This is a genomic window from Bacillus sp. COPE52 (assembly GCF_003355115.1).
GTDB lineage: Bacteria > Bacillota > Bacilli > Bacillales > Bacillaceae_G > Bacillus_A > Bacillus_A toyonensis.
In genome coordinates, this window is sequence record NZ_CP031292.1 from 4,840,240 (window position 1) to 4,861,215 (window position 20,976).

At 37.2% G+C, this 20,976-nt stretch carries 24 protein-coding genes, 1 pseudogene and 1 riboswitch; of the genes and pseudogenes, 1 reads left to right on the forward strand and 24 read right to left on the reverse strand.

From position 1 onward, the window contains the following. Positions 1-104: 104 nt before the first annotated feature. From yunB to DPQ31_RS24760, 22 genes and pseudogenes are all read right to left on the reverse strand, one after another. Entirely contained in the window at positions 105-836 is a 732-nt protein-coding gene (gene yunB / locus DPQ31_RS24660; RefSeq protein WP_043322472.1) for a sporulation protein YunB, read from the reverse strand. A 54-nt stretch (positions 837-890) separates the two neighbouring features. Beyond that, a complete protein-coding gene (locus DPQ31_RS24665; protein WP_000248467.1) occupies positions 891-1,193 on the reverse strand; it encodes a YunC family protein in 303 nt (100 codons plus the stop codon). A 64-nt stretch (positions 1,194-1,257) separates the two neighbouring features. Further along, complete coding sequence (locus tag DPQ31_RS24670; protein ID WP_206773092.1) at positions 1,258-2,673, reverse strand: bifunctional metallophosphatase/5'-nucleotidase; 1,416 nt, start codon at positions 2,671-2,673, stop codon at positions 1,258-1,260. A 748-nt stretch (positions 2,674-3,421) separates the two neighbouring features. Then, entirely contained in the window at positions 3,422-4,819 is a 1,398-nt protein-coding gene (gene sufB, locus DPQ31_RS24675; protein WP_001118824.1) for a Fe-S cluster assembly protein SufB, read from the reverse strand. Positions 4,820-4,867: 48 nt separating this feature from the next. Further along, complete coding sequence (sufU, locus tag DPQ31_RS24680; protein WP_000009523.1) at positions 4,868-5,299, reverse strand: Fe-S cluster assembly sulfur transfer protein SufU; 432 nt, start codon at positions 5,297-5,299, stop codon at positions 4,868-4,870. Then, positions 5,289-6,509 carry a cysteine desulfurase SufS gene (sufS, locus tag DPQ31_RS24685; RefSeq protein WP_208731135.1) on the reverse strand — a complete coding sequence of 407 codons (1,221 nt, stop codon included), beginning with the start codon at positions 6,507-6,509 and terminating at the stop codon, positions 5,289-5,291. Before sufS ends, sufU begins: the two co-directional genes overlap by 11 nt. Then, complete coding sequence (gene sufD / locus DPQ31_RS24690) at positions 6,509-7,801, reverse strand: Fe-S cluster assembly protein SufD (RefSeq protein WP_000152176.1); 1,293 nt, start codon at positions 7,799-7,801, stop codon at positions 6,509-6,511. Before sufD ends, sufS begins: the two co-directional genes overlap by 1 nt. 15 nt (positions 7,802-7,816) lie before the next feature. Next, a complete protein-coding gene (sufC, locus tag DPQ31_RS24695; protein WP_000929162.1) occupies positions 7,817-8,602 on the reverse strand; it encodes a Fe-S cluster assembly ATPase SufC in 786 nt (261 codons plus the stop codon). Between the two features lie 238 nt (positions 8,603-8,840). Beyond that, positions 8,841-9,647, reverse strand: a complete 807-nt coding sequence (gene metQ, locus DPQ31_RS24700) for a methionine ABC transporter substrate-binding lipoprotein MetQ (RefSeq protein WP_000720648.1) — start codon at positions 9,645-9,647, stop codon at positions 8,841-8,843. A gap of 75 nt (positions 9,648-9,722) precedes the next feature. Then, positions 9,723-10,535 (reverse strand): methionine ABC transporter substrate-binding lipoprotein MetQ, encoded by an 813-nt coding sequence (metQ, locus tag DPQ31_RS24705; RefSeq protein WP_000735082.1) that lies wholly within the window; start codon positions 10,533-10,535, stop codon positions 9,723-9,725. Positions 10,536-10,557: 22 nt separating this feature from the next. Continuing rightward, entirely contained in the window at positions 10,558-11,223 is a 666-nt protein-coding gene (locus tag DPQ31_RS24710; protein WP_000359560.1) for a methionine ABC transporter permease, read from the reverse strand. Beyond that, positions 11,216-12,241 carry a methionine ABC transporter ATP-binding protein gene (locus DPQ31_RS24715; protein WP_000601773.1) on the reverse strand — a complete coding sequence of 342 codons (1,026 nt, stop codon included), beginning with the start codon at positions 12,239-12,241 and terminating at the stop codon, positions 11,216-11,218. The genes DPQ31_RS24710 and DPQ31_RS24715 overlap by 8 nt, the downstream gene beginning before the upstream one ends. 179 nt (positions 12,242-12,420) lie before the next feature. Next, positions 12,421-12,528: riboswitch (SAM riboswitch) on the reverse strand. Positions 12,529-12,653: 125 nt separating this feature from the next. Next, a complete protein-coding gene (locus tag DPQ31_RS24720) occupies positions 12,654-12,998 on the reverse strand; it encodes a hypothetical protein (protein WP_000781225.1) in 345 nt (114 codons plus the stop codon). Positions 12,999-13,151: 153 nt separating this feature from the next. Next, positions 13,152-13,460 (reverse strand): thioredoxin family protein, encoded by a 309-nt coding sequence (locus DPQ31_RS24725; RefSeq protein ID WP_002039867.1) that lies wholly within the window; start codon positions 13,458-13,460, stop codon positions 13,152-13,154. Between the two features lie 3 nt (positions 13,461-13,463). Then, positions 13,464-13,808 (reverse strand): toprim domain-containing protein, encoded by a 345-nt coding sequence (locus DPQ31_RS24730; protein ID WP_000640865.1) that lies wholly within the window; start codon positions 13,806-13,808, stop codon positions 13,464-13,466. Between the two features lie 361 nt (positions 13,809-14,169). Then, the gene (locus tag DPQ31_RS24735; protein WP_142307017.1) at positions 14,170-14,364 is read right to left on the reverse strand and encodes a hypothetical protein; all 195 of its coding nucleotides are present in this window, start codon (positions 14,362-14,364) and stop codon (positions 14,170-14,172) included. A gap of 77 nt (positions 14,365-14,441) precedes the next feature. Further along, positions 14,442-14,825, reverse strand: coding sequence for a glycine cleavage system protein GcvH (gcvH, locus tag DPQ31_RS24740; protein ID WP_000026896.1), 384 nt, complete (start codon positions 14,823-14,825; stop codon positions 14,442-14,444). A gap of 41 nt (positions 14,826-14,866) precedes the next feature. Further along, complete coding sequence (locus DPQ31_RS24745; protein WP_000218972.1) at positions 14,867-15,232, reverse strand: arsenate reductase family protein; 366 nt, start codon at positions 15,230-15,232, stop codon at positions 14,867-14,869. A gap of 852 nt (positions 15,233-16,084) precedes the next feature. Then, positions 16,085-16,456 (reverse strand): hypothetical protein, encoded by a 372-nt coding sequence (locus tag DPQ31_RS24750; protein WP_097957492.1) that lies wholly within the window; start codon positions 16,454-16,456, stop codon positions 16,085-16,087. A gap of 117 nt (positions 16,457-16,573) precedes the next feature. Further along, positions 16,574-16,816, reverse strand: a complete 243-nt coding sequence (locus DPQ31_RS24755) for a DUF3937 family protein (RefSeq protein ID WP_141555973.1) — start codon at positions 16,814-16,816, stop codon at positions 16,574-16,576. A gap of 143 nt (positions 16,817-16,959) precedes the next feature. Then, positions 16,960-17,061: pseudogene (locus tag DPQ31_RS29740) on the reverse strand (quinol oxidase); the annotation flags it as partial. Between the two features lie 183 nt (positions 17,062-17,244). Then, a complete protein-coding gene (locus DPQ31_RS24760) occupies positions 17,245-17,772 on the reverse strand; it encodes a hypothetical protein (RefSeq protein ID WP_000826881.1) in 528 nt (175 codons plus the stop codon). A gap of 143 nt (positions 17,773-17,915) precedes the next feature. Here DPQ31_RS24760 and DPQ31_RS24765 point away from each other — a divergent pair, with 143 nt between their 5' ends. Beyond that, the gene (locus DPQ31_RS24765) at positions 17,916-18,563 is read left to right on the forward strand and encodes a phosphatase PAP2 family protein (RefSeq protein ID WP_000713778.1); all 648 of its coding nucleotides are present in this window, start codon (positions 17,916-17,918) and stop codon (positions 18,561-18,563) included. Between the two features lie 66 nt (positions 18,564-18,629). On the opposite strand, the gene DPQ31_RS24770 is transcribed toward DPQ31_RS24765, so the two are convergent. Continuing rightward, on the reverse strand, positions 18,630-19,643 hold the full coding sequence (locus DPQ31_RS24770; RefSeq protein WP_000666180.1) for a PTS sugar transporter subunit IIC: 1,014 nt from the start codon (positions 19,641-19,643) through the stop codon (positions 18,630-18,632). A 22-nt stretch (positions 19,644-19,665) separates the two neighbouring features. Then, on the reverse strand, positions 19,666-20,769 hold the full coding sequence (locus DPQ31_RS24775; protein WP_261797468.1) for an L-lactate dehydrogenase: 1,104 nt from the start codon (positions 20,767-20,769) through the stop codon (positions 19,666-19,668). Between the last annotated feature and the right edge of the window lie 207 nt (positions 20,770-20,976).

Here is a 20,976-nt window from a genome sequence, read left to right on the forward strand (position 1 = left end):
TAAGACCCCTACCTCAAAATTCAGCGAAAGCAAGGGAGTTCGGTCGGTTGGGGATCAACTGCCCGTAAAAGCCCCCCACTGATTAAAGTTTCACTTTATATTCGCTAACTATCCGTTTTCTTTTTATCCGGTACAACAACGCCACCGCTTCCATAATAAGTAGGCACTTCTCCTTGAACAATGCGCGTTGCAATCGGAACATCTTGTTTCACTTTTATTTCTTTCGTATGAAATGGAATAATCACTTGCAACGTTACTTCCATCTCCATAACAATTTGAATCGCTGTATTATTAATCCCATGCGGCTCAATTTTTTGTTTAATATCCGTGTTTACATGACCGATTGTCGTGAAATCAATCGGAATATCTGGCCCCATATTTCCGAAAAGCACATTATCCGTTACACGACCAAAAGGAACTGCCATAGTCGCCCCGTTTTTTTCAGAAATACCTAGCTCCTTCAAATTCCCTTGTTCTACTTGCTGTAAATATTTTTCTATGTATGTGGTCGTTGATGTTACGATTTCATTTACTTGCTTTGTATTTAAATTAATTGTAGATACTCTTCCGTTCCGATCCGTTTGTACTTTCATTAATGAATCGACGTCGAATCCTTCATTAATTCTATCCTTTACCGCCTTCGTCATGACTGCTGTCGCCATTTTATGCGTCTCTACTTCCCCATATTTCATTAACGTTGGCTGAATGCTGTTATTCACAATCCATAATCCTTGCATTAGTAATATCACAAAAAGAATAAATGACATAAGCAGTATGTACCGAAAGGAAATAGGTCCCCTTCGAAACCGCGAATTTTTCGAACGAAATATGCTCATAAAAAAACCTCCTTCTTATATCATTTCTATGCAAGAAGGAGGGACGATATATGCTTATCTCATTTTTAATAACGCTTCTTTTCCAATCGTTCCTACTGGAATACCTAACGCTTCCGCTCCAGTCGTTACGGATTCTAACGGTGCTTCAAGAAGTTGTTCAATCGTTCTTACACCAACCGCACGGCCAGCAATAATTCCCCGATCACCTAACTTCTCATTTAAAAGACCTACATCTAATGCACCACACATAATATATCCTTTATCGCTCATTACAGCTAGCAAATTTGTCTTTGGAAGTTTTACACTAACCGCAATAAACGTATAATTATCGATTATAATTGGCTCCACATTAACCATAGTTCACACTCCTCTCTTTCTTATCTGTATGACAAGAGAAAAATGAGTGTTACAAGTAACTAGCCTATAGTTTGACGGAAGATGTATGAGTTATTAACATGTCTGTTAACACATCTCTAAGTAGTTCTGGCATATAATATTGTTTGTCAGAAAGTGTGGATAGCTCTGGGTATAAGTAGCCGAATGTAAACATATCAATCGTTCCTACCGTATATATACGATCTAACTCTAGCAATTCTCCGTTAATTAATACATCCTCCAGTAAAAGTTTATTGCCTGGAATCGTATCTGGAATGACTTCTACACCAGCGTAAATCATTTTCCCCATCACTTTTCCTCGAAATCCGAATCCTTTCACCTCAAGATTCTCCATATTCGGGCGGCGTGCTTTCAAGATCACTTCTCTTAATGTTTTTCCTGACACTTTCAACGCACATGGATTAATTGGATGTGGACAAATTCTGTGAATATCTCCGCGCGTCACAACACCTTCTTCTAATCCCTCAAGAAGTACACCAGCGTTCACCATTCCAATCTCTGCACCGCACCACGTTTTCAGCGCATTTGCTAACATGTGCGAAAATGATGTCTCATGAAACCAATCAACTGGTAATGATTCCTTTAAATGAACGACAGGCTCTGCCATAATATGCTTACTTTCTTCCTGCAGCATTTCAATTGTGGATAACGGTTCACTATAAGCACCTAACCGCTCTGTCTTAATCGCTCTACCGTCCTTCTTCAACAGTCTCTTCGTCTCTTTATCCACAGTAAGCTGCACGTGCCCAACGTAACGGCCCCACTTTTCACAACAACAAAGTAAAGTATTATTCATAAGAACACCGCGCTCAAATAAATGATGCGTATGTGCACCTAAAATAACATCTATATCATAATGCTCCGCCATATACTCATCCATACTTTTTCCAAGATGCGAAAGGACAACTGTAATATGAGCCTCATCTCGCACTTCTTCTAAAATAGACTCTAAATGCTCGATTGGATCTTCAATGTGCCAGTCTAACATTTGATAAAACTCGGGATATGCTACCGTTAATCCAATAAAAGCAATCGTAATTCCATCTGTCGTTGTATGTAATTTATAAGGCTTTGCCCATGCTGGACGTATACCTTCTTTTTCAAATAAATTCGCGACGAGCACCTCAAATCCAGCATCATCATATAGACGATTCAAATGCTCCTTCGCTAACGTAATTCCTTCATTATTTCCAATCGTTACATAATCATATAACGCCTCATTTAAAAGCTTCGTATTGCCAAGCCCATTCGTCGCTTCCGAAATACTATGAAAACGATCCACATGATCGCCAATATCCACAGTTAAAACAGTCTCTCCCGCTTCCTGTCTTCGCTTTTTCTCCCCTTGTACAAACCGAGAAATTTGCGGCCAATTTTCAAAATGACTATGTATATCGTTTGTATGATAAAGGTGGATGATTGTTTCTTTATTTATATTCAGAGAAAAAACCTCCTCTCAATTCCTTACTGCCATTTACGCTATACGTACGCAATAATCCTGTAAATACTTTTCGTCTTTTCTTGCTATTTTACATTGTACTCGCATTGTGAGAAAAAGCAAAAGATTGTCCTTTTTATATGGAAACTTTTGTTTTTTCTAGTTGGTGTTAAAGGATTTTAGATGGTGAAGTGGGGGATTTTTCAAAAAGTTTAAGAGAGAATTCAGTGGGGGGTTGTTCAAGTGGATTTGTCAGTATCTTTGTCTTAAATCTAGTCGTTCTCTGTTCTTATAAAATGTTTGGGGTATGTGAGGTTTTTCTTTTGTCTTACTTTGTCGACAAATCGATATTCCTTGTCGAAACGTTGATATATTGAAATAATCGTTGATATATTCCCATTTATGATCGATATATTTGAAAAATCGTTGATATATTTAGCCGAACACCCACCCCGGTATCTCTTTCCCCATCTCCGATTGATGAAGGCTTTTACGGGCAGCCCGCCCCCACCTAACTTCTTTGCTTCCACTGAATTTTGAGGCGGGGGCCTTACTGCCCGTTAATGCGGGATAAATAACAAATAAAAAAGCGCCCTGCACAGCAGGACGCTTTCTTCATACATATATTATCCAGTTCTAGCGGCTAGAATAAGCCAATTCCACTTTTAAATATTATCCAGCTTCGCCTCCTAGACCCTCATGTCTAAGAACCTTAGCCAACGGGGCTGAACAGTCGGCTCCGCGTTTCTATTTAACCAATAGAACCTTCCATCTCAAACTTGATTAGGCGGTTCATTTCAACTGCGTATTCCATTGGAAGTTCGCGAGTGAATGGCTCGATGAAGCCCATTACGATCATTTCTGTAGCTTCTTGCTCAGAAATACCGCGGCTCATTAGGTAGAATAATTGTTCTTCTGATACTTTCGATACTTTCGCTTCGTGCTCAAGTGAAACGTAATCGTTTTTGATTTCGTTGTAAGGAATTGTATCAGATGTAGATTGGTTATCCATGATTAACGTGTCACACTCGATGTTAGAGCGAGAGTTTTTCGCTTTTGGTCCGAAGTGTACGATACCACGGTAAGTTACTTTACCACCATGCTTCGCAATCGATTTAGAAACGATTGTTGAAGAAGTGTTTGGTGCTAAGTGAATCATTTTCGCACCAGCATCTTGGTGTTGGCCTTTACCAGCAATCGCGATAGATAACGTTAAACCACGAGCGCCTTCGCCTTTTAAGATAACTGCTGGGTATTTCATCGTTAATTTAGATCCGATGTTACCGTCAATCCATTCCATCGTTGCGTTTTCTTCACAAACCGCACGTTTTGTAACTAGGTTGTATACGTTGTTCGCCCAGTTTTGGATTGTTGTATAACGGCAATATGCATCTTTCTTAATGATGATTTCTACTACCGCACTGTGAAGTGAGTTAGTCGTGTAAACAGGTGCTGTACAACCTTCTACGTAGTGTACGTGTGCGCCTTCGTCTACGATGATAAGCGTACGCTCGAATTGTCCCATATTTTCAGAGTTAATACGGAAATACGCTTGAAGTGGTGTATCAACTTTAATACCTTTTGGAACGTAGATGAATGATCCACCAGACCAAACTGCAGAGTTTAATGCAGAGAATTTGTTGTCTGTTGGTGGGATTACTTTTCCGAAATGCTCACGGAAAATATCTTCGTTCTCTTTTAATGCGCTATCTGTATCTTTGAAGACGATTCCTAGAGCTTCTAGGTCTTCTTTCATGTTGTGGTATACAACTTCAGATTCGTACTGTGCAGATACACCAGCTAAATATTTTTGCTCAGCTTCAGGAATACCTAATTTATCAAATGTCGCTTTAATTTCATCAGGTACTTCATCCCAAGACTTCTCAGATTTCTCAGATGGTTTTACGTAGTACGTAATTTCATCGAAATCTAAGTCATTTAAGTCGCCGCCCCATTGTGGCATTGGCATTTCATAGAACTTATCCAGTGATTTTAAACGGAAGTCTAACATCCACTGTGGTTCTTCTTTCATACGTGAAATCTCTTCAACGATTTCTTTTGTTAAACCGCGTCCAGCACGGAAAATCGAAACGTCTTTGTCTTTGAAACCATATTTGTAATCGCCGATATCTGGCAGTTGCTTCGCCATGTTGGTGTGTCCCTCCTTAGATAACCTCGTTTTTAGGAACCTTTAACATTACTTATCTTCGTTTAAGCCCTTTTCTAACGCTTTCCACGCTAATGTTGCACATTTAATACGTGCAGGGAACTTGCATACGCCTTGTAATGCTTCAATATCTCCTAAATCGATGCTGTCATCGTACTCTTTTCCTAGCATCATGTCAGAGAAAATTTTAGAAAGCTGAAGTGCCTCTTCAATTTTCTTACCTTTTACTGCTTGTGTCATCATTGAAGCTGAAGACATTGAGATGGAACATCCTTCTCCTTCAAACTTCGCTTCTTGCACAATACCTTCTTCTACTTTCATCGTAAGTTGAATACGATCGCCGCAAGTTGGATTGTTCAAGTTAACGGTAACACTATCTTCTAACACGCCATGGTTACGAGGATTTTTGTAATGATCCATAATAACTTGACGATATAACGTATCTAAATTATTAAATGACATTTGTGAAATACTCCTTTGTCTTGATTAGCGATTCAACAAATGTATCAATTTCTTCTTTTGTATTATATAAATAGAAGCTCGCACGTGCTGTTGAAGAAGCTTTTAGCCACTTCATAAGCGGTTGTGCACAGTGATGTCCTGCGCGAACTGCAATGCCTTCCACATCTAATACTGTTGCTACATCGTGAGGATGTACGTCTTCAATATTAAATGTAACTAGGCCAGCGCGATGCTTTGGACCATAAATTGTAACGCCATCTACTTCTGATAGTCTTTCTAAAGCGTATTGCGCTAATTCATGTTCATGCTTTTCAATATTATGAAGACCGATTTCTTCTAGGAAATCAATTGCCGCACCAAGTCCGATTGCATTACCGATAATCGGTGTACCTGCTTCGAACTTCCACGGAAGCTCTTTCCACGTAGATTCTTGTAAGTCTACGAAATCAATCATTTCACCACCAAATTCAATTGGTTCCATATTGTTTAGCAATTCTTTCTTACCATATAATACGCCGACACCTGTTGGTCCGCACATCTTATGAGCAGATAATGCGTAGAAATCACAGTTTAAATCTTGTACATCCACTTTCATATGAGGTGCACTTTGTGCCCCATCAACGATCATGATTGCACCGTTTTCATGTGCGATTGCTCCGATTTCTTTTACAGGGTTAATCGTTCCAAGTACGTTTGACACGTGCATAATAGAAACGATTTTTGTATTCGGTGTAACAGTTTGACGAACATCTTCTAAAGAAATTGTACCGTCTAGTTGAAGCGGAAGGTATTTCAAAGTTGCGCCAGTTTTCTTCGCAACTTGTTGCCACGGAATGATGTTACTATGGTGTTCCATGTAAGAAATAACGATTTCATCGCCTTCTTTTACATTTTCAAGACCATAGCTAGCCGCTACTGTATTTAATGCTGTTGTCGTTCCGCGCGTGAAAATAATCTCTTCCATTGATTTCGCGTTAATAAACTTGCGAACTTTCTCACGTGCACCTTCATACGCGTCAGTAGCTTTCGTACCGAGCGTATGAACACCGCGATGCACGTTAGAATTATATTCTTTATAGTAACGTTCTAACGTTTCAATGACTTGAATTGGTTTTTGAGAAGTTGCTGCACTATCGAAATAAACAAGTTGTTTGCCGTTCACTTTTTGATTAAGAATTGGAAACTGTTTGCGTATTTCATGAATATTCATTAGCGAACTTTCCTTTCAATTACCTCAACAAGCTGTGCTTTTACTCCTTCAATTGGAAGCTCATTTACTACAGGTGCTAAGAATCCATGGATGACTAAACGTTCTGCTTCGCGTTTTGGAATACCACGGCTCATCAAGTAGTATAATTGGTACGGATCTACGCGGCCTACTGAAGCTGCGTGACCTGCCATTACATCATCTTCGTCAATTAAAAGAATTGGGTTTGCATCTCCGCGAGCTTTCTCGTCTAACATAAGAACGCGAGAAGATTGTTGTGCATTTGATTTAGATGCACCGTGTTCAATCTTACCAATTCCGTTAAAGATAGATGTTGCACTATCTTTTTGTACACCGTGTTTTAAAATCCAACCTTCAGAGTGTTTACCGAAGTGAACAACTTTAGTTGTAAAGTTTTGTGTTTGGTTACCACGGCCAATTGTTACTGTTTTCGTATCAGCATATGAACCGTCGCCCATTAAGTTCGTAACGTTCTCTGAGATTGTGTTTCCGTCATTCATAAGGCCTAGAGCCCAATCAATGCGGCCGTCGCGTCCTACAATGCCGCGGCGGTTAACGTAAGTTGTTACGTCTTTTGCTAATAAATCAACCGCACCGAATTTCACTTGTGCGCCTTGTTCCACGATTACTTCTGCTACGATATTTGCAATACCTTTAGCATTTTCATTTGCAACATAGTTTTCTACATAAGTTGCAGTACTGTTCGCATCAGCTACGAATAATACGTGGTTATATACGTTAGCTTCTTCGCCGTCTACTAAGAATACAGCTTGAAGTGGAGTTTCAAGAACAACGTTTTTCGGAACATATACGAATGCACCGCCGTTGATTAATGCAGCATGAAGTGCAGTTAGACGATGCTCGTCTACTTTCACGCCGTCTTTCATTAAATACTTTTGTAATAGTTCAGCATGCTCTGTTGCAGCTGTTACGATGTCTGTAAAAATAACACCTTTTTCTTTTGCTTCGTCTGCTAAAGAAACGAACGCAGTTGTACCAGTACGTTGTACTAGTACGCTGTTATTTTCATCGATTAAGTTTTTCACTGCTTCTGGAAGCTCTGTTAAAGAACTTACAGGCTCTTGCTTAGCAGCGTCGCCTTTTCCGATAAAGTCCCATTTTTCAATTTTCGTTTTATCAGGCGTTGGCATTGGAAGTTCTGTTGCTTGTGCAAGAGCTTGTAAGCGGAACTCAGTCAACCAAGCAGCTTCGTTTACTTCGCTAGCGCGCTGACGGATTGTTTCTTGATCGAAAGGTAATGTACCGATTGTCATGTTTATGCTCCTCTCTTACGCTTCTTGCTCTGCTGTTTCGTCTTCAATACCTAATTCTTTTTTAATCCAGTCGTAACCTTCAGCTTCTAGACGTTGTGCAAGCTCAGGGCCACCAGATTTAACGATACGACCGTTCATCATAACGTGAACGAAGTCTGGAGTGATGTAGTTTAATAAACGTTGGTAATGCGTAATCATTAGGCAACCGAACTCTTCGCCGCGCATTTGGTTAATACCTTTAGATACAACTTTTAACGCATCGATATCAAGACCAGAGTCGATTTCGTCTAAGATTGCAATTTTTGGCTCAATCATCATTAATTGAAGAATCTCATTACGTTTTTTCTCACCGCCAGAGAAACCTTCATTTAAGTAACGTTGTGCCATTTCTGGATCCATTTCTAGGAATTCCATGTTTTTATCTAACGTACGGATAAATTTCATAAGAGAAATTTCATCGCCTTCTTCACGACGTGCGTTAATCGCAGAACGTAAGAAGTCAGCGTTTGTAACTCCGCTAATTTCACTTGGATATTGCATTGCTAAGAATAGACCTGCTTGTGCACGCTCGTCTACTTCCATTTCTAATACATCTTCACCGTCAATGATGATGCTACCTTCTGTTACTTCATACTTTGGGTGACCCATAATTGCAGAAGATAAAGTTGATTTACCTGTTCCGTTAGGTCCCATAATTGCGTGGATTTCTCCACCTTTTACTTCAAGGTTTACACCTTTTAAAATTTCTTTGCCGTCAATTGATACGTGTAAGTCTTTAACCGTTAATGTAGAACCAGCCATCTCAATACCTCCATTAATCCTATATATACATTTTAAAAATTCCTAAAACGTTCATATTCTCATTTTATTCTCATTCTAATTTTATATCAAATAAAATGATATCGCAAACGACGAAAAAAAGTAACAATTTTTTCACAAATGTATATAAGTATTTCCTTTGCATCCTTATATGATACACCTTTCTTCTTATATATATAAAGAAAAAAGGACTGGTAAATTCCCAGTCCTTTCCTTACTTTTATTCACTTACCGGAAGTACAGCACCTTTATATTCTTTAGTAATAAAATCCTGAATTTCTTTTGAATGCAATACTTCTACCAGTTCTTTAATTTCTTTTTTCTTCTCGTCACCTTTACGAACTGCAATAATATTTGCATACGGAGAGTCTGATCCTTCAATCGCAATTGCATCCTTTGTTGGATTTAATTTCGCATCAATTGCATAGTTTGAATTAATAAATAAAGCATCTCCCTCATTATTTTCGTACAGCTTCGGTGACAGTCCAGGTTCAACATCTGTTTTAAACTTTAAGTTTTTCGGATTTTCTACAACATCTTTTACTGTCGCCTTAACAACATCTACTCCATCTTTAAGCTTAATAACGCCACCTTTTTGTAATAGTGCTAACATACGGCCGCGCTCAGCCACGTTATTACTCATAATAACTGTTCCGCCCTCTGGCAGGTCTTTTAAGCTTTTATATTTCTTAGAATAAATGCCCATTGGTTCTAAATGAATTTTTCCTGCGTTTACAATTTTATATCCTTTTTCTTGAATTTCTTTATCTAAATACGGAATGTGTTGGAAGTAATTCGCATCAATTTCTTTATCCGCTAACGCTTTATTCGGTAACACATAGTCCTGGAACTTTTTAATCTCTAATTTAATACCCTTTTTCTCTAATATTGGCTGTGCTTTCTCCAAAATAACAGCATGCGGCACGTTAGAAGCTCCAACGACAAGCTTATTTTCCTCTTTTCCCCCGCAAGCAGCTAATGTAAATACAGATAGCGCTGTAACAACTGACAGTATAATCTTTTTCATCTGATATCCCCTTCTCCCCTATAGGTATGTAGTTAGAAAAAAAGAGCCGGCATACACCAGCCCTTCTTCAAACAATTATTCTTTTACAGGAACAACTGCCCCTTTATACTCTTTAGTAATAAAGTCTTCAATTTCTTTAGAATGCAACACTTCTACAAGAGCTTTAATTTCTTTCTTATCTTTATCCCCTTTACGAACTGCTACGATGTTAGCATACGGAGAATCACTACCTTCAATTGCAATCGCATCTTTTTCTGGGTTTAATTTCGCATCAATTGCATAGTTAGAGTTAATTAGAACAGCGTCGCCTTCTTTATTGTTATACACTTGTGGTAATAAACCAGGCTCGATATCCGTTTTGAATTTTAGATTTTTCGGATTATCCGCAATATCTTTCGGAGTCGCTTTAACTGGATCTACTCCATCTTTAATTTTTAAAATACCTTCTTTTTGTAAAATTGCTAAACCACGTCCATGATCAGCAACAGAATTACTCATAATAATTGTTGCTCCGTCTGGAAGCTCTTTTAAGCTCTTATACTTTTGAGAATATACACCAATTGGTTCTAAATGAATCTTTCCGGCTACTTCAAAGTCATACTTTTTATCTTTAATCTCTTTTTCTAAATACGGAATGTGCTGGAAGTAGTTTGCATCTAAATCCTTATCCGCTAACGATTTATTTGGTAATACGTAGTCTTGAAATTTTTTAATTTCTAACTCAATTCCTTTTTTCTCAAGTAACGGTTTTGCTTTTTCTAAAATTTCAGCATGCGGTACGTTAGAAGCACCAACAACAAGTTTCTTTTCATCTTTATCTTTCCCGCCACAAGCAGCTAACCCAAAAATTGAGGTTGAAATAAGTGCTGTAAGTAATAATTTTTTCATTTGAAATACCCTCCTGTTTTCATTATCTTTTATCTATTCGAGTCGTTACACTATCACCAATCCACTGAATGAAAAATACAACTAGCAACACACAAATTGTCGCAACGATTGTTACATCGTTATTTCCACGCTGGAATCCTTCTAAGTAAGCAAGTGTTCCAAGACCACCAGCACCAACAACTCCCGCCATTGCTGTATAGCCTACTAAAGCAATTGTCGTTACCGTAATACCAGATACTAACGCTGGTAATGATTCTGGAATTAACACTTTTAAAATGATTGTGCTTGTTTTTGCCCCCATTGCTTTTGAAGCTTCGATTACACCTTTATCAATTTCACGAAGTGCGATTTCAACCATTCTTGCGTAAAATGGTGCCGCTCCAATAATTAAAGCTGGCAATGCTGCACTAGCCCCGAGAATTGTTCCAAGGATAATCTTTGTGAATGGAATTAATAAAATGATTAAAATGATGAACGGTATAGAACGGAATATGTTTACGAAGGCTCCAATCCCTGTATTAACCGCTTTGTTTTCCCATAAATTATCTTTGGATGTCATAAAGAGTAACAATCCTAAAATGAGTCCTAAAACAAATGTGGCAAGCGCTGCGATTGCCGTCATATATAACGTTTCACCAGTTGCTTCTAACATTTGGTTCCAATCAACATTTACGAGTAACTTATCCATGTGCAATCACCTCCAGCTCTACTTGATCTTGATGTATTCCCTCTATCGCTTGCTGGATTGCTGTTTCCTCACCATTTAAATGAACAACTAAACTTCCGTAAGAACCGTTATTCGTTTGTGCGATATTTCCTTGCAAAATGCTAACTTCTATATCACTGCGTTGCATTAATCTTTGAAGTACTGGTCTTTCTACAGCCTCGCCGACAAACTGCAAGCGAATTACTTTGCCATCTGGATATTTTTCAATTAAACTTTCAATTGTTTCGTTTGTATCTTCAGAATCTGTTAACTGCTGTACAAAGCGTTTCGTAATGTCTTGCTGTGGATTACGGAATACGTCAAGTACTGGACCTGTTTCTACGATTTTCCCTTTCTCCATTACCGCAACACGATTACAAATCTTTCGAATTACGTGCATCTCATGTGTAATCAATACAATTGTTAAACCGAGACGCTTATTAATATCAAGTAGTAAATCTAAAATTTGATCTGTCGTTTCCGGATCAAGTGCTGACGTTGCTTCATCACATAAAAGCACTTGTGGGTTGTTAGCTAACGCTCTAGCAATCCCAACACGCTGCTTTTGTCCACCACTTAACTGGGATGGATACGCGTCTCCTCTTCCTTCTAATCCAACGAGATGAATTAACTCATCAACACGTTTTCTTCTCTTCTCCTTATCAACACCTGCAATCTCAAGTGGAAATGCGATATTTTCGCGTACAGTTCGTGACCAAAGTAAGTTGAAGTGCTGAAAAATCATTCCAATTTCTTGCCTTGCCTTACGAAGTTCACTTCCTGTAATTGCTGAAATGACACGATTTGCAATTGTAATTTGGCCAGAAGTTGGTTTCTCTAACTGATTAAACAGCCTTATTAAAGAACTTTTCCCAGCACCACTATATCCGATAACACCAAATATTTCGCCTTTTTCTATTTTTAAATTGGCGTTATCTACAGCAGTGACATCACCGCTTTTTGCCTTATATATTTTCTTTACATTTTCTAATAAGATCATGATGTTCACCCCTTTTTTGTTTGGATAGACTCCGCAATTTTTTTATTTTTCATGCGTGTAATCTATCGCCATAGCTCCTCTTATTATTTGAATGTCCTCCACATTCAAACAACAAAAAAACCTTTCCGCTTTAGAGAAGCAGAAAGGTTTATATGCGTATATAACAACATTATCCCTCTCTCTCATCTCTCAAAGCATTCGCTTTGCAGGAATTGGCACCATTTCAACATAAGTTGACGGTTGCCGGGCTTCACAGGGCACAGTCCCTCCACCTCTCTTGATAAGAGAAATCAGATTTAATTTTCGTCTGATTTGTAATTTATGAAATTGTCTATATTTTATGAATTGAATTGTATCAATATCCACACGTCATGTCAACAAGAATTTTCACAAAACAAGAAACTTCAGAATTTTAAGCACCTACTGACATCGGTTTACATATATGAAACATCGATTCAACTAATAGCATCGTTCGATATGTTCCCGAATATTGCACACGTCCATCGTTCATTAACGTTTGCAATCTTACATTTCCGTTCACTAATTGTTTTACATCCTCTTCATCTAAGCACACAATTTGTTCCGTTCCTCTTGCCTCTTGTGACAATTCTATATAATCTCTTGAAATTTGTAATGAACAACTTTCATCTCCAAAGCGGAAATTAACAGTTTTTTCTCCTTGTCTTAAAAGCGGTTCTAAATGATATTGACCGTTAGCGTAATTTACAAATGATTGAAGCAAAGAATATAATTTCACCCTAAATCACATCCTTCATATCACTTTCTATTACATACCATTTCCCTCTCACTAAAGAGCAATCCTGTTACTTTCGCTCGACAAATACTGTATCCATCCCGCATGTCGACATATTTCCCAAGAAATATGTCGAGGCGGCAAAAACTTTGCCGCCTACTTTAATTCCGTATATAAATATTCAACCGAATGAAATGCATATATCTTCTTCATGAGTGTCCCATTTTCAAAAACAAGTAAACAAGGCACACTTTCGATTCCATACTCTTTCGCTAAATGCGGAGCATAATTTAAATCTAACATTCCAATTTTCAACTCTTCAATCGTCATCTCGACAACCGTTAACATCTTCTTTGCTAATTGGCATGTTCCACACATTGGTGTATATACATATAGCACTGTTTTTTCTTCATTCTCTATTAGGGCTGTAGCTTCGGCTCCTGTCCAGTCAATCACTTCTATCATTCCTTACCGTAAATATTCTGTATAAACGTCAATGTCAGCTCCCCATAATACATTTGCTAAATGTGAAGAAGGTGCAGTCGCCACTTCTCGGTACGAGCGATCAATATAAATATGCTCTGCTTGCGGAAATTCTTTTCGAAACTGTTTCCTTAACTTTTCCCCTGCATCATCAGCATCCACTAGCACATATACGTCCTTATCAAAAAACTGATCAATGAGCTCATCCATTTTCGACAAACCAATTGTACCATTTGTACAAACAATTTCCACCGGTTCACGAATAATAGATTCAATCTTTCTTCTGTCTGATTTACCTTCTACAATAATGACTTTTTCTACATAAATCATATGTCATCACCCGATCACCATATACTATACAACCTTTAACTTAGTATATAGTATATTCGTTATTTTCATGTTGTTTCCTGTTTATTTTTGCAAAAGAAAAGCGGAAGCGGCTTGTTTAGATTGTGAGGGGGATGGAGCTTCTGACGTAAAGGCGCTTTTTGCCTTGTAGGAAGAAGCGAAGCCACCGAACAATTTAGCCGCTGGAGCTGGACAATTAAGAAAAGCGGAACCGACTGTTTAGCCCTGTTGGCTAAGGTTCTTTCGCACAGAAGACGCTTTTTGTCTTCTCGTGCGGAAGGTTCTTAGACATGAAGGGCTAGGAGGTGGAGCTGGACAATCAAGAAAAGCGGAAGCGGCTTGTTTAGAACAAGAGGGCAATTGGAACTCCTGAACTAGAGGCGCCTTTTGCCTCAAGTGAAGGAGTGAAATAACCGACTGTTCTAGCCGCTGGAGCTGGACAATGAAAAGCGGAAACGGCTCGTTTAGATTGTAAAAAGCATGAAACTTCACTAAATAGATTTCCCATTAATGTACTCTCACATGATAATTGATTCATATATATGTGCTTTTCAACTCATTATGTAGCACAAAATAAAAAGGACAGCACAAAGGCTGTCCTTCAGTTGACTAAAATTAGTCTTGGTTTGTCATTTCTGCATATTTTTCTGCAGTTAATAACTTCTCAACTTGGCTTGCATCAGAAAGTTCAACTTTAACCATCCATGCACCCTCGTATGGAGATTCGTTTACAAGTTCTGGTTGGTCACTTAATTCTTCGTTTACTGCTACAACTTTACCGCTTACAGGTGCGTATAATTCAGAAACTGTTTTAACAGATTCTACGCTTCCGAATGGCTCGTCAGCTTCGATTGTTGCACCTACTTCAGGAAGTTCAACGAATACGATATCGCCTAGCTCACCTTGTGCAAAGTGAGTAATACCGATTACAACTTCATTACCTTCAGTTTTTACCCATTCGTGTTCTTCAGAGTAACGTAAATTATTTGGAATGCTCATGACTGTACCTCCAGTGAATGTATTAATTATGTAAAAATACCTTATTGGTACTTTTTCCACACACTTTCAAACTGCTCTTCGTTAAAACCAAGTGTTACATTCGTTCCATCTGTTACAATTGGACGTTTAATCAACATGCCATCAGATGCTAAAAGCTCATACATTTCGTCCTCGCTTGCATCTTTCAACTTATCTTTTAGACCAAGTTCGCGGTAACGCATTCCACTTGTATTAAAGAATTTTTTTAATGGTAATTCACTTTTCACATGTAAATTACGTAAATCTTCTTTTGACGGTGGATTTTCAACAATATGAATCATCTCATATGCTACATCGTTTGCCTCAAACCATTTCTTTGCCTTTTGACATGTGCCACACTTTGGATATGAATAAAATGTTACTGTCATAAATTCACCTACTTTTTTACTAACCTTTACCTTTATCATATAGAAAACGTTTTATTATTTCAAACGATTATTCGCTAAACTTTTACTTATTTCGTGATAATTTTTAATAATCCTGCAATTTTTCTTATTTTTCCGCCATTTGTTAAGAAAAAATAAATATATATTTTTTGTAGATTCTTCTCTCATCCCTCACCGAACATATATCTTAAACAAACGTCTGATTAACTTCCTATTTTTCTTTGTTAGTTCTTGAGCTGCATCGATTTCTTCCTACCGAACATACATCTTAAACAAACGTTTGATTCGTTCCCCTTTTTCTTTGTTATCCCTTGAGCTGCATCGGTTTCTTCCTACCGAACATACATCTTAAACAAACGTTTGATTCGTTCCCCTTTTTCTTTGTTATCCCTTGAGCTGCATCGGTTTCTTCCTACCGAACATACATCTTAAACAAACGTTTGATTCGTTCCCCTTTTTCTTTGTTATCCCTTGAGCTGCATCGGTTTCTTCCTACCGAACATACATCTTAAACAAACGTTTGATTCGTTCCCCTTTTTCTTTGTTATCCCTTGAGCTGCATCGGTTTCTTCCTACCGAACATACATCTTAAACAAACGTTTATTTAACCATTTCAGCCTATGGTCACAAAACCTGAAAATACTTTAAATGACAAAGGCGTACAGATAAAAGGAACTAACGATTTTGACTGTAGTAGTGAGCCCATAAAAAAGTTATTAAACGTATCCTTTATTAAAGCAGAAATGTATAGTTTTCTACTTTTTCTTAGTTTATTCAAAATCTTTGCGGAACCGCCACTATCTCATTTACATAATTATCGTTAGTTGAAGTTAATTATATTTTTCTACGTACTAAATAAAAAGCTAAGCACCCCATAATAATAGGCGCAACTAAACTAGAAGCATATACACTTGTAATAGTAAAAAGAGAGAGTATACATATATAGATAAGAGCGAGTCCTATAAATACAGGAATTCCAAATCGAAACTTCCTACATTGTTTTATGTTCCTGTATAATACTTCTCCAATTAGGCAAGCTACAAGATCTAATATACTACCAAATATAATGAGAATTATAATGAATCCAAATATGTTAGGTAAATCATTCTCGTAAGAATAACTAGGATTAGAAATATACGGTATTAAGAACCATATGATAATAAAAGCAAGCAAACTTGCAGCATAACTAATTAAAAATTTCCCCAACGTAATCCTCCTCATAAATTTCTAATATTATCTTCATTGTATGACATAATTTCCTATTATTAATAGCAAAACTACCATCCACGAAATTGCTAATTAAATGAAATAAAAAAGACGCATTTAAATTGATGCGTCTTTTGGAGATGTTTCTTTTGTAAAATCATATAAAGCAATTGCGCCTAAAATAACCAATATACTTTCAGGGGCATCTAACAAAATAGTTCTCCAAGTTTCTGATATTACCCATTTAATACCTGCCGCTGATTCAAGATATACTTGAAAATAACTGATTGTAAAATCAATTACAAATAAACATACAAGTAATGTTAGACCAAATCGAATTAATTTCTTGTTTTTAAACATGTAACACCTCTCAAAATTCATTGGATATTTCTGATTTCAATTCGTTATATACAAAAATCCCTATATTTGATTTTAGCATACAAAAAATCCAAATAAATACAATATGCACATTTGCATATTTCATGAATATTGAGGAATTACTGTTAATAAAAAAACCTACTAGTGTAGGACAAAATAGCCTTAGCGATCCCAACAAGTAATCGCATAAATAACGGAATCATTTGAACCACTATATAACCGATTCCTGGATGCGCTTCATTAAAACTTTATAATTAAATCTGCAATAGCTGATATAAAATTATAAATCGGTATCATTATAGCAGGGAATGCATCTCGCATACGTTGTAATGCTTTCGTAAGCTTCTCGATCATATTGTTATATGTGCTTCTGCTTAAAAAATAAGAAGCCTCGTTTACAGGCTCCTTATTCATCGACTCAAATAATCTGCAATTGTTTGAAATACGACGATATACATATTATGAATGCTTTCTTCAGTATTTCCACCATTTGATAAACCAACTGCCCATTGTTGTCCTTCACCACTTCCGATATTTGCAAAGCCTTGCGTATACATAGCATTTACATCTTTTCGTGCACTGTTATACTCTATCCCTTTCGTAATAAACGTTGAATATGATTTATCTTGCAAACCGATAAAAAACACTGGTTTCTTTAGCGATGAAAATATACTTTTATACTGCTCTGTTGAGGCTTCTTGAAAGTGATCTTTCATTATTAGAAAACCATCCACTTCCTTAGATTTCTTTTCCAGTTCCTCTAACTTCATTTCCTCAAACTTTATATTCCTAAACGTATCTTTCGGTTTTTCTCCAACAACTCCAATTACGAGTGCTCTCCCGTTATATTCTAATTTCTCTCCTTCTTTATCCTTTGCACACCCAGCACTCACTAGGCATATCAATATAAAAAATAAGAAATACGATAAACGCTTCATATAGCACTCTCCCCTTCTTTTAAGTCAAGTGACAAAAACGTAAGGTTAATTCAAGAAAATGTAAGTAAAATCGATAGCCCAATTTACGTTTCTATATTATAATCAATTGAATTTACCTACATTACTAAACATAGGAGATTATCATGAAGAAATTTAAACTTTCATCTTTTCTTCCGTTAAGTTATATACTTCTACTCGTACTCGTAAGTCCCCTTTACGACGTATTAAATAAATCAACTGTTCACGCAGTAGATGTCACAACTGTAGTAGATGATTGGATTCCATTTGTAAAAGCATTTATTATTCCTTATTTACTTTGGTTTCCTTACTTATACGGCGCACTTATTTATTACTGCTTTGCTGATCGAAAGCAATATTACGTTACTTTAAGTAGTGTAATTCTTGGCAAACTTGCTTGTTTTTCTATTTATTATTTTTGGCAGACAACTGTACCACGTCCAACTGTCGTTGGAACAGACGTATTTTCTGAACTAGTTCGCTATATTTATAGTATTGATCAACCGGTAAACTGTTTCCCTAGCATTCACGTTCTTACGACATTTGTAATTATGTTAGCTGCCTTTAAGCGTAGAGAGCAACATGCTTTTGAATATTACATCCTTACTTTCTTCGGTACACTTATCATTTTATCAACACTATTTACGAAGCAACATGCATTTGTAGATGCTGTTTCTGGAATGACGCTCGCGAGTATATTATACTTCGGCGTTCAGCTCTTATTAGCAAAAGAAACAGTACGCATTCCAGTAAAACAAAATCATAAGATGTAACATAACAAAAAAGCAGACTGTGGCTTCTTCAGTCTGCTTTTATCTATTATTAAGGAGATTTTCAATTTAAGATTGCGGTACAGTCATATCACCAGAATGAATACGACCTGCTTTTTTAAGAGCAATGTAAAGTATATAAGAAACAGCTACTGGAATGATGATATAAGTGATTGCCATAGCTGGAAGAACTCCCCATCCTTGACTGGAAATTAAATTAATTGGTGCGATAAGAGAACTTAATCCAAGACCAGCGATTTCTTTCCCTGCTTCTAGTTGGAAAATTAATGCCGATACTGGGCCGACTATCGCACTAGCGACGACAGTCGGGACGAGAATCATTGGATTTTTAGTAATGTTTGGCAACTGTACTTTCGGAGTACAAAGCGCCTGAGCTAATATGCCACCTAAATTATTTTCTTTCGCTGAGATTACAGAGAATCCGATAAACTGAGCAACGCATCCTGCTAGAGCTGCACCACCTGCAACGCCATCTAAGCTAAGTGCGATCGCTAATGCAGCTGATGAAGCTGGAGAGATAAGTAATAGCCCCCAAACTACTGCAATGACGATAGAAGCGATAAACGGACTACCAGCTGAGCTATCTTTGATAAATGCTCCAACTGTATTTAAAACAGGAGTAATATTATGAGATAACCAAATACCAACTAAACCAGAACCTAATATGGCCGCAAATGGAACGAGCATCATATCTAACGCAGTTTTTCCACTTAAACGTTTACCGATATATACAGCTAAAGTTGCTGTTAATAATGCACCGATTGGCTCACCTGTTTTAATGATTAGACCCGCTTCAGTAATTGAAATGGATCCGGCACCAATCGCTCCAGCTACCATCGCTGAAAAGATAACAAGACCGTTTGCACCGAGCATAAAAGCAATGCCGGCACCAATGGCTGGTGCCATAAGTGATTTTGCAACAACTCCGATTGTAATAAGTAATGGAATATCAACAATTCTTCCTATATTTTCGATCAGTAAACCAATTCCGAGGGATACGAAAATACCTTGTGCGATTCCAGCAGATGCTTTAAATACACGAGACATTATATATTCCTTCATTTGTTTCACCTTCTCCTATAAGTTAGTAACCAATTGTTTTCATATAATCACGTAAAATATCGTTTGATTTTGCGAATCGAGATTCTTCGTCCTCTGTTAAGTTTAGTTCTACAACTTCTTTCATACCATCTCTAGTAATAATAGCTGGCACTCCTGTACAAATATCATACTCACCGTACTCTCCATCTAAAATGGCTGATACAGCAATGACACGGTGATCATCGTTAAAGATTGAGCTCGCAATATACGCTAGAGAATTTCCGATTCCGTAATAAGTAGTACCTTTTCGTTTATAAATTTCCCATCCTGCTTTTGCAGTCTTCTCAACAATTTCATCTAAATCTATTTCACCAAATCGTTCTTTTTGCTCCTCTAAAATTTGTAGAATTGGCTTTCCACCAACAGTTACGTGAGACCAAGCAACCATTTGAGAATCACCATGTTCTCCTAATGAATACCCATGAATACTACGAGGATCTACATGTAACATTTCAGATAAAATTGTTCTTAAGCGAGAAGAATCTAGTGATGTACCAGTACCGATCACACGATTTCTAGGTAATCCAGATAATTTCCACACTTCATATGTAATAATATCAACTGGGTTCGATGCAAGTAAGAAAATACCATCAAATCCACTTTCCATTACGCCACCAACAACACTTTCCATAATTTTCGCACTCGCTCCTAAAGTATCTAAGCGACTTTGTCCAAGTTTTGGTGCTGGTCCCGCTGTAATAATAACGATGTCCATATCTTTGCAGTCTTCATAGCTTCCTGCATATACTTTTGTTCTTGTATTTGTAAAGTTAATGCAATGTGATAAATCCATCGCTTCCCCAACTGCACGTTCATGATTTATATCAATTAATAATAGCTCTTCGCAAATGCCTTGATTTACAATGGAATATGCACAACTTGATCCAACTAATCCAGTACCGATAATTGCAATTTTTCTTGTATTTCTTTTCATAGCAATCTCTCCTAATTGATCATATAATCTATTTCTTTTGTTCTTTACACTCTTAATTATAGAGATTCCCACGATAGAAACCATGGATGCTTTGTGAAATATTGAGCAAAGTTTTTGTCCTTTTTGTGAATTGTTATATTTAATTTTCGTCATATTTGTTACAACTGAAAAAATATTTATTATGTATTTATTGACATATATAAAGTGAAACTTCAATCAACCTTTATCCATTGGGCTTTTACGGGACAAAACAAAAAAACGAGCGACTTCTGAACTGCACCCCAATTGTTAGACACCGTCTAACAATTGGAGGTGCAGTTTTTCTATGGTTAAATTTACAGCTGATGAAAAAATACACAT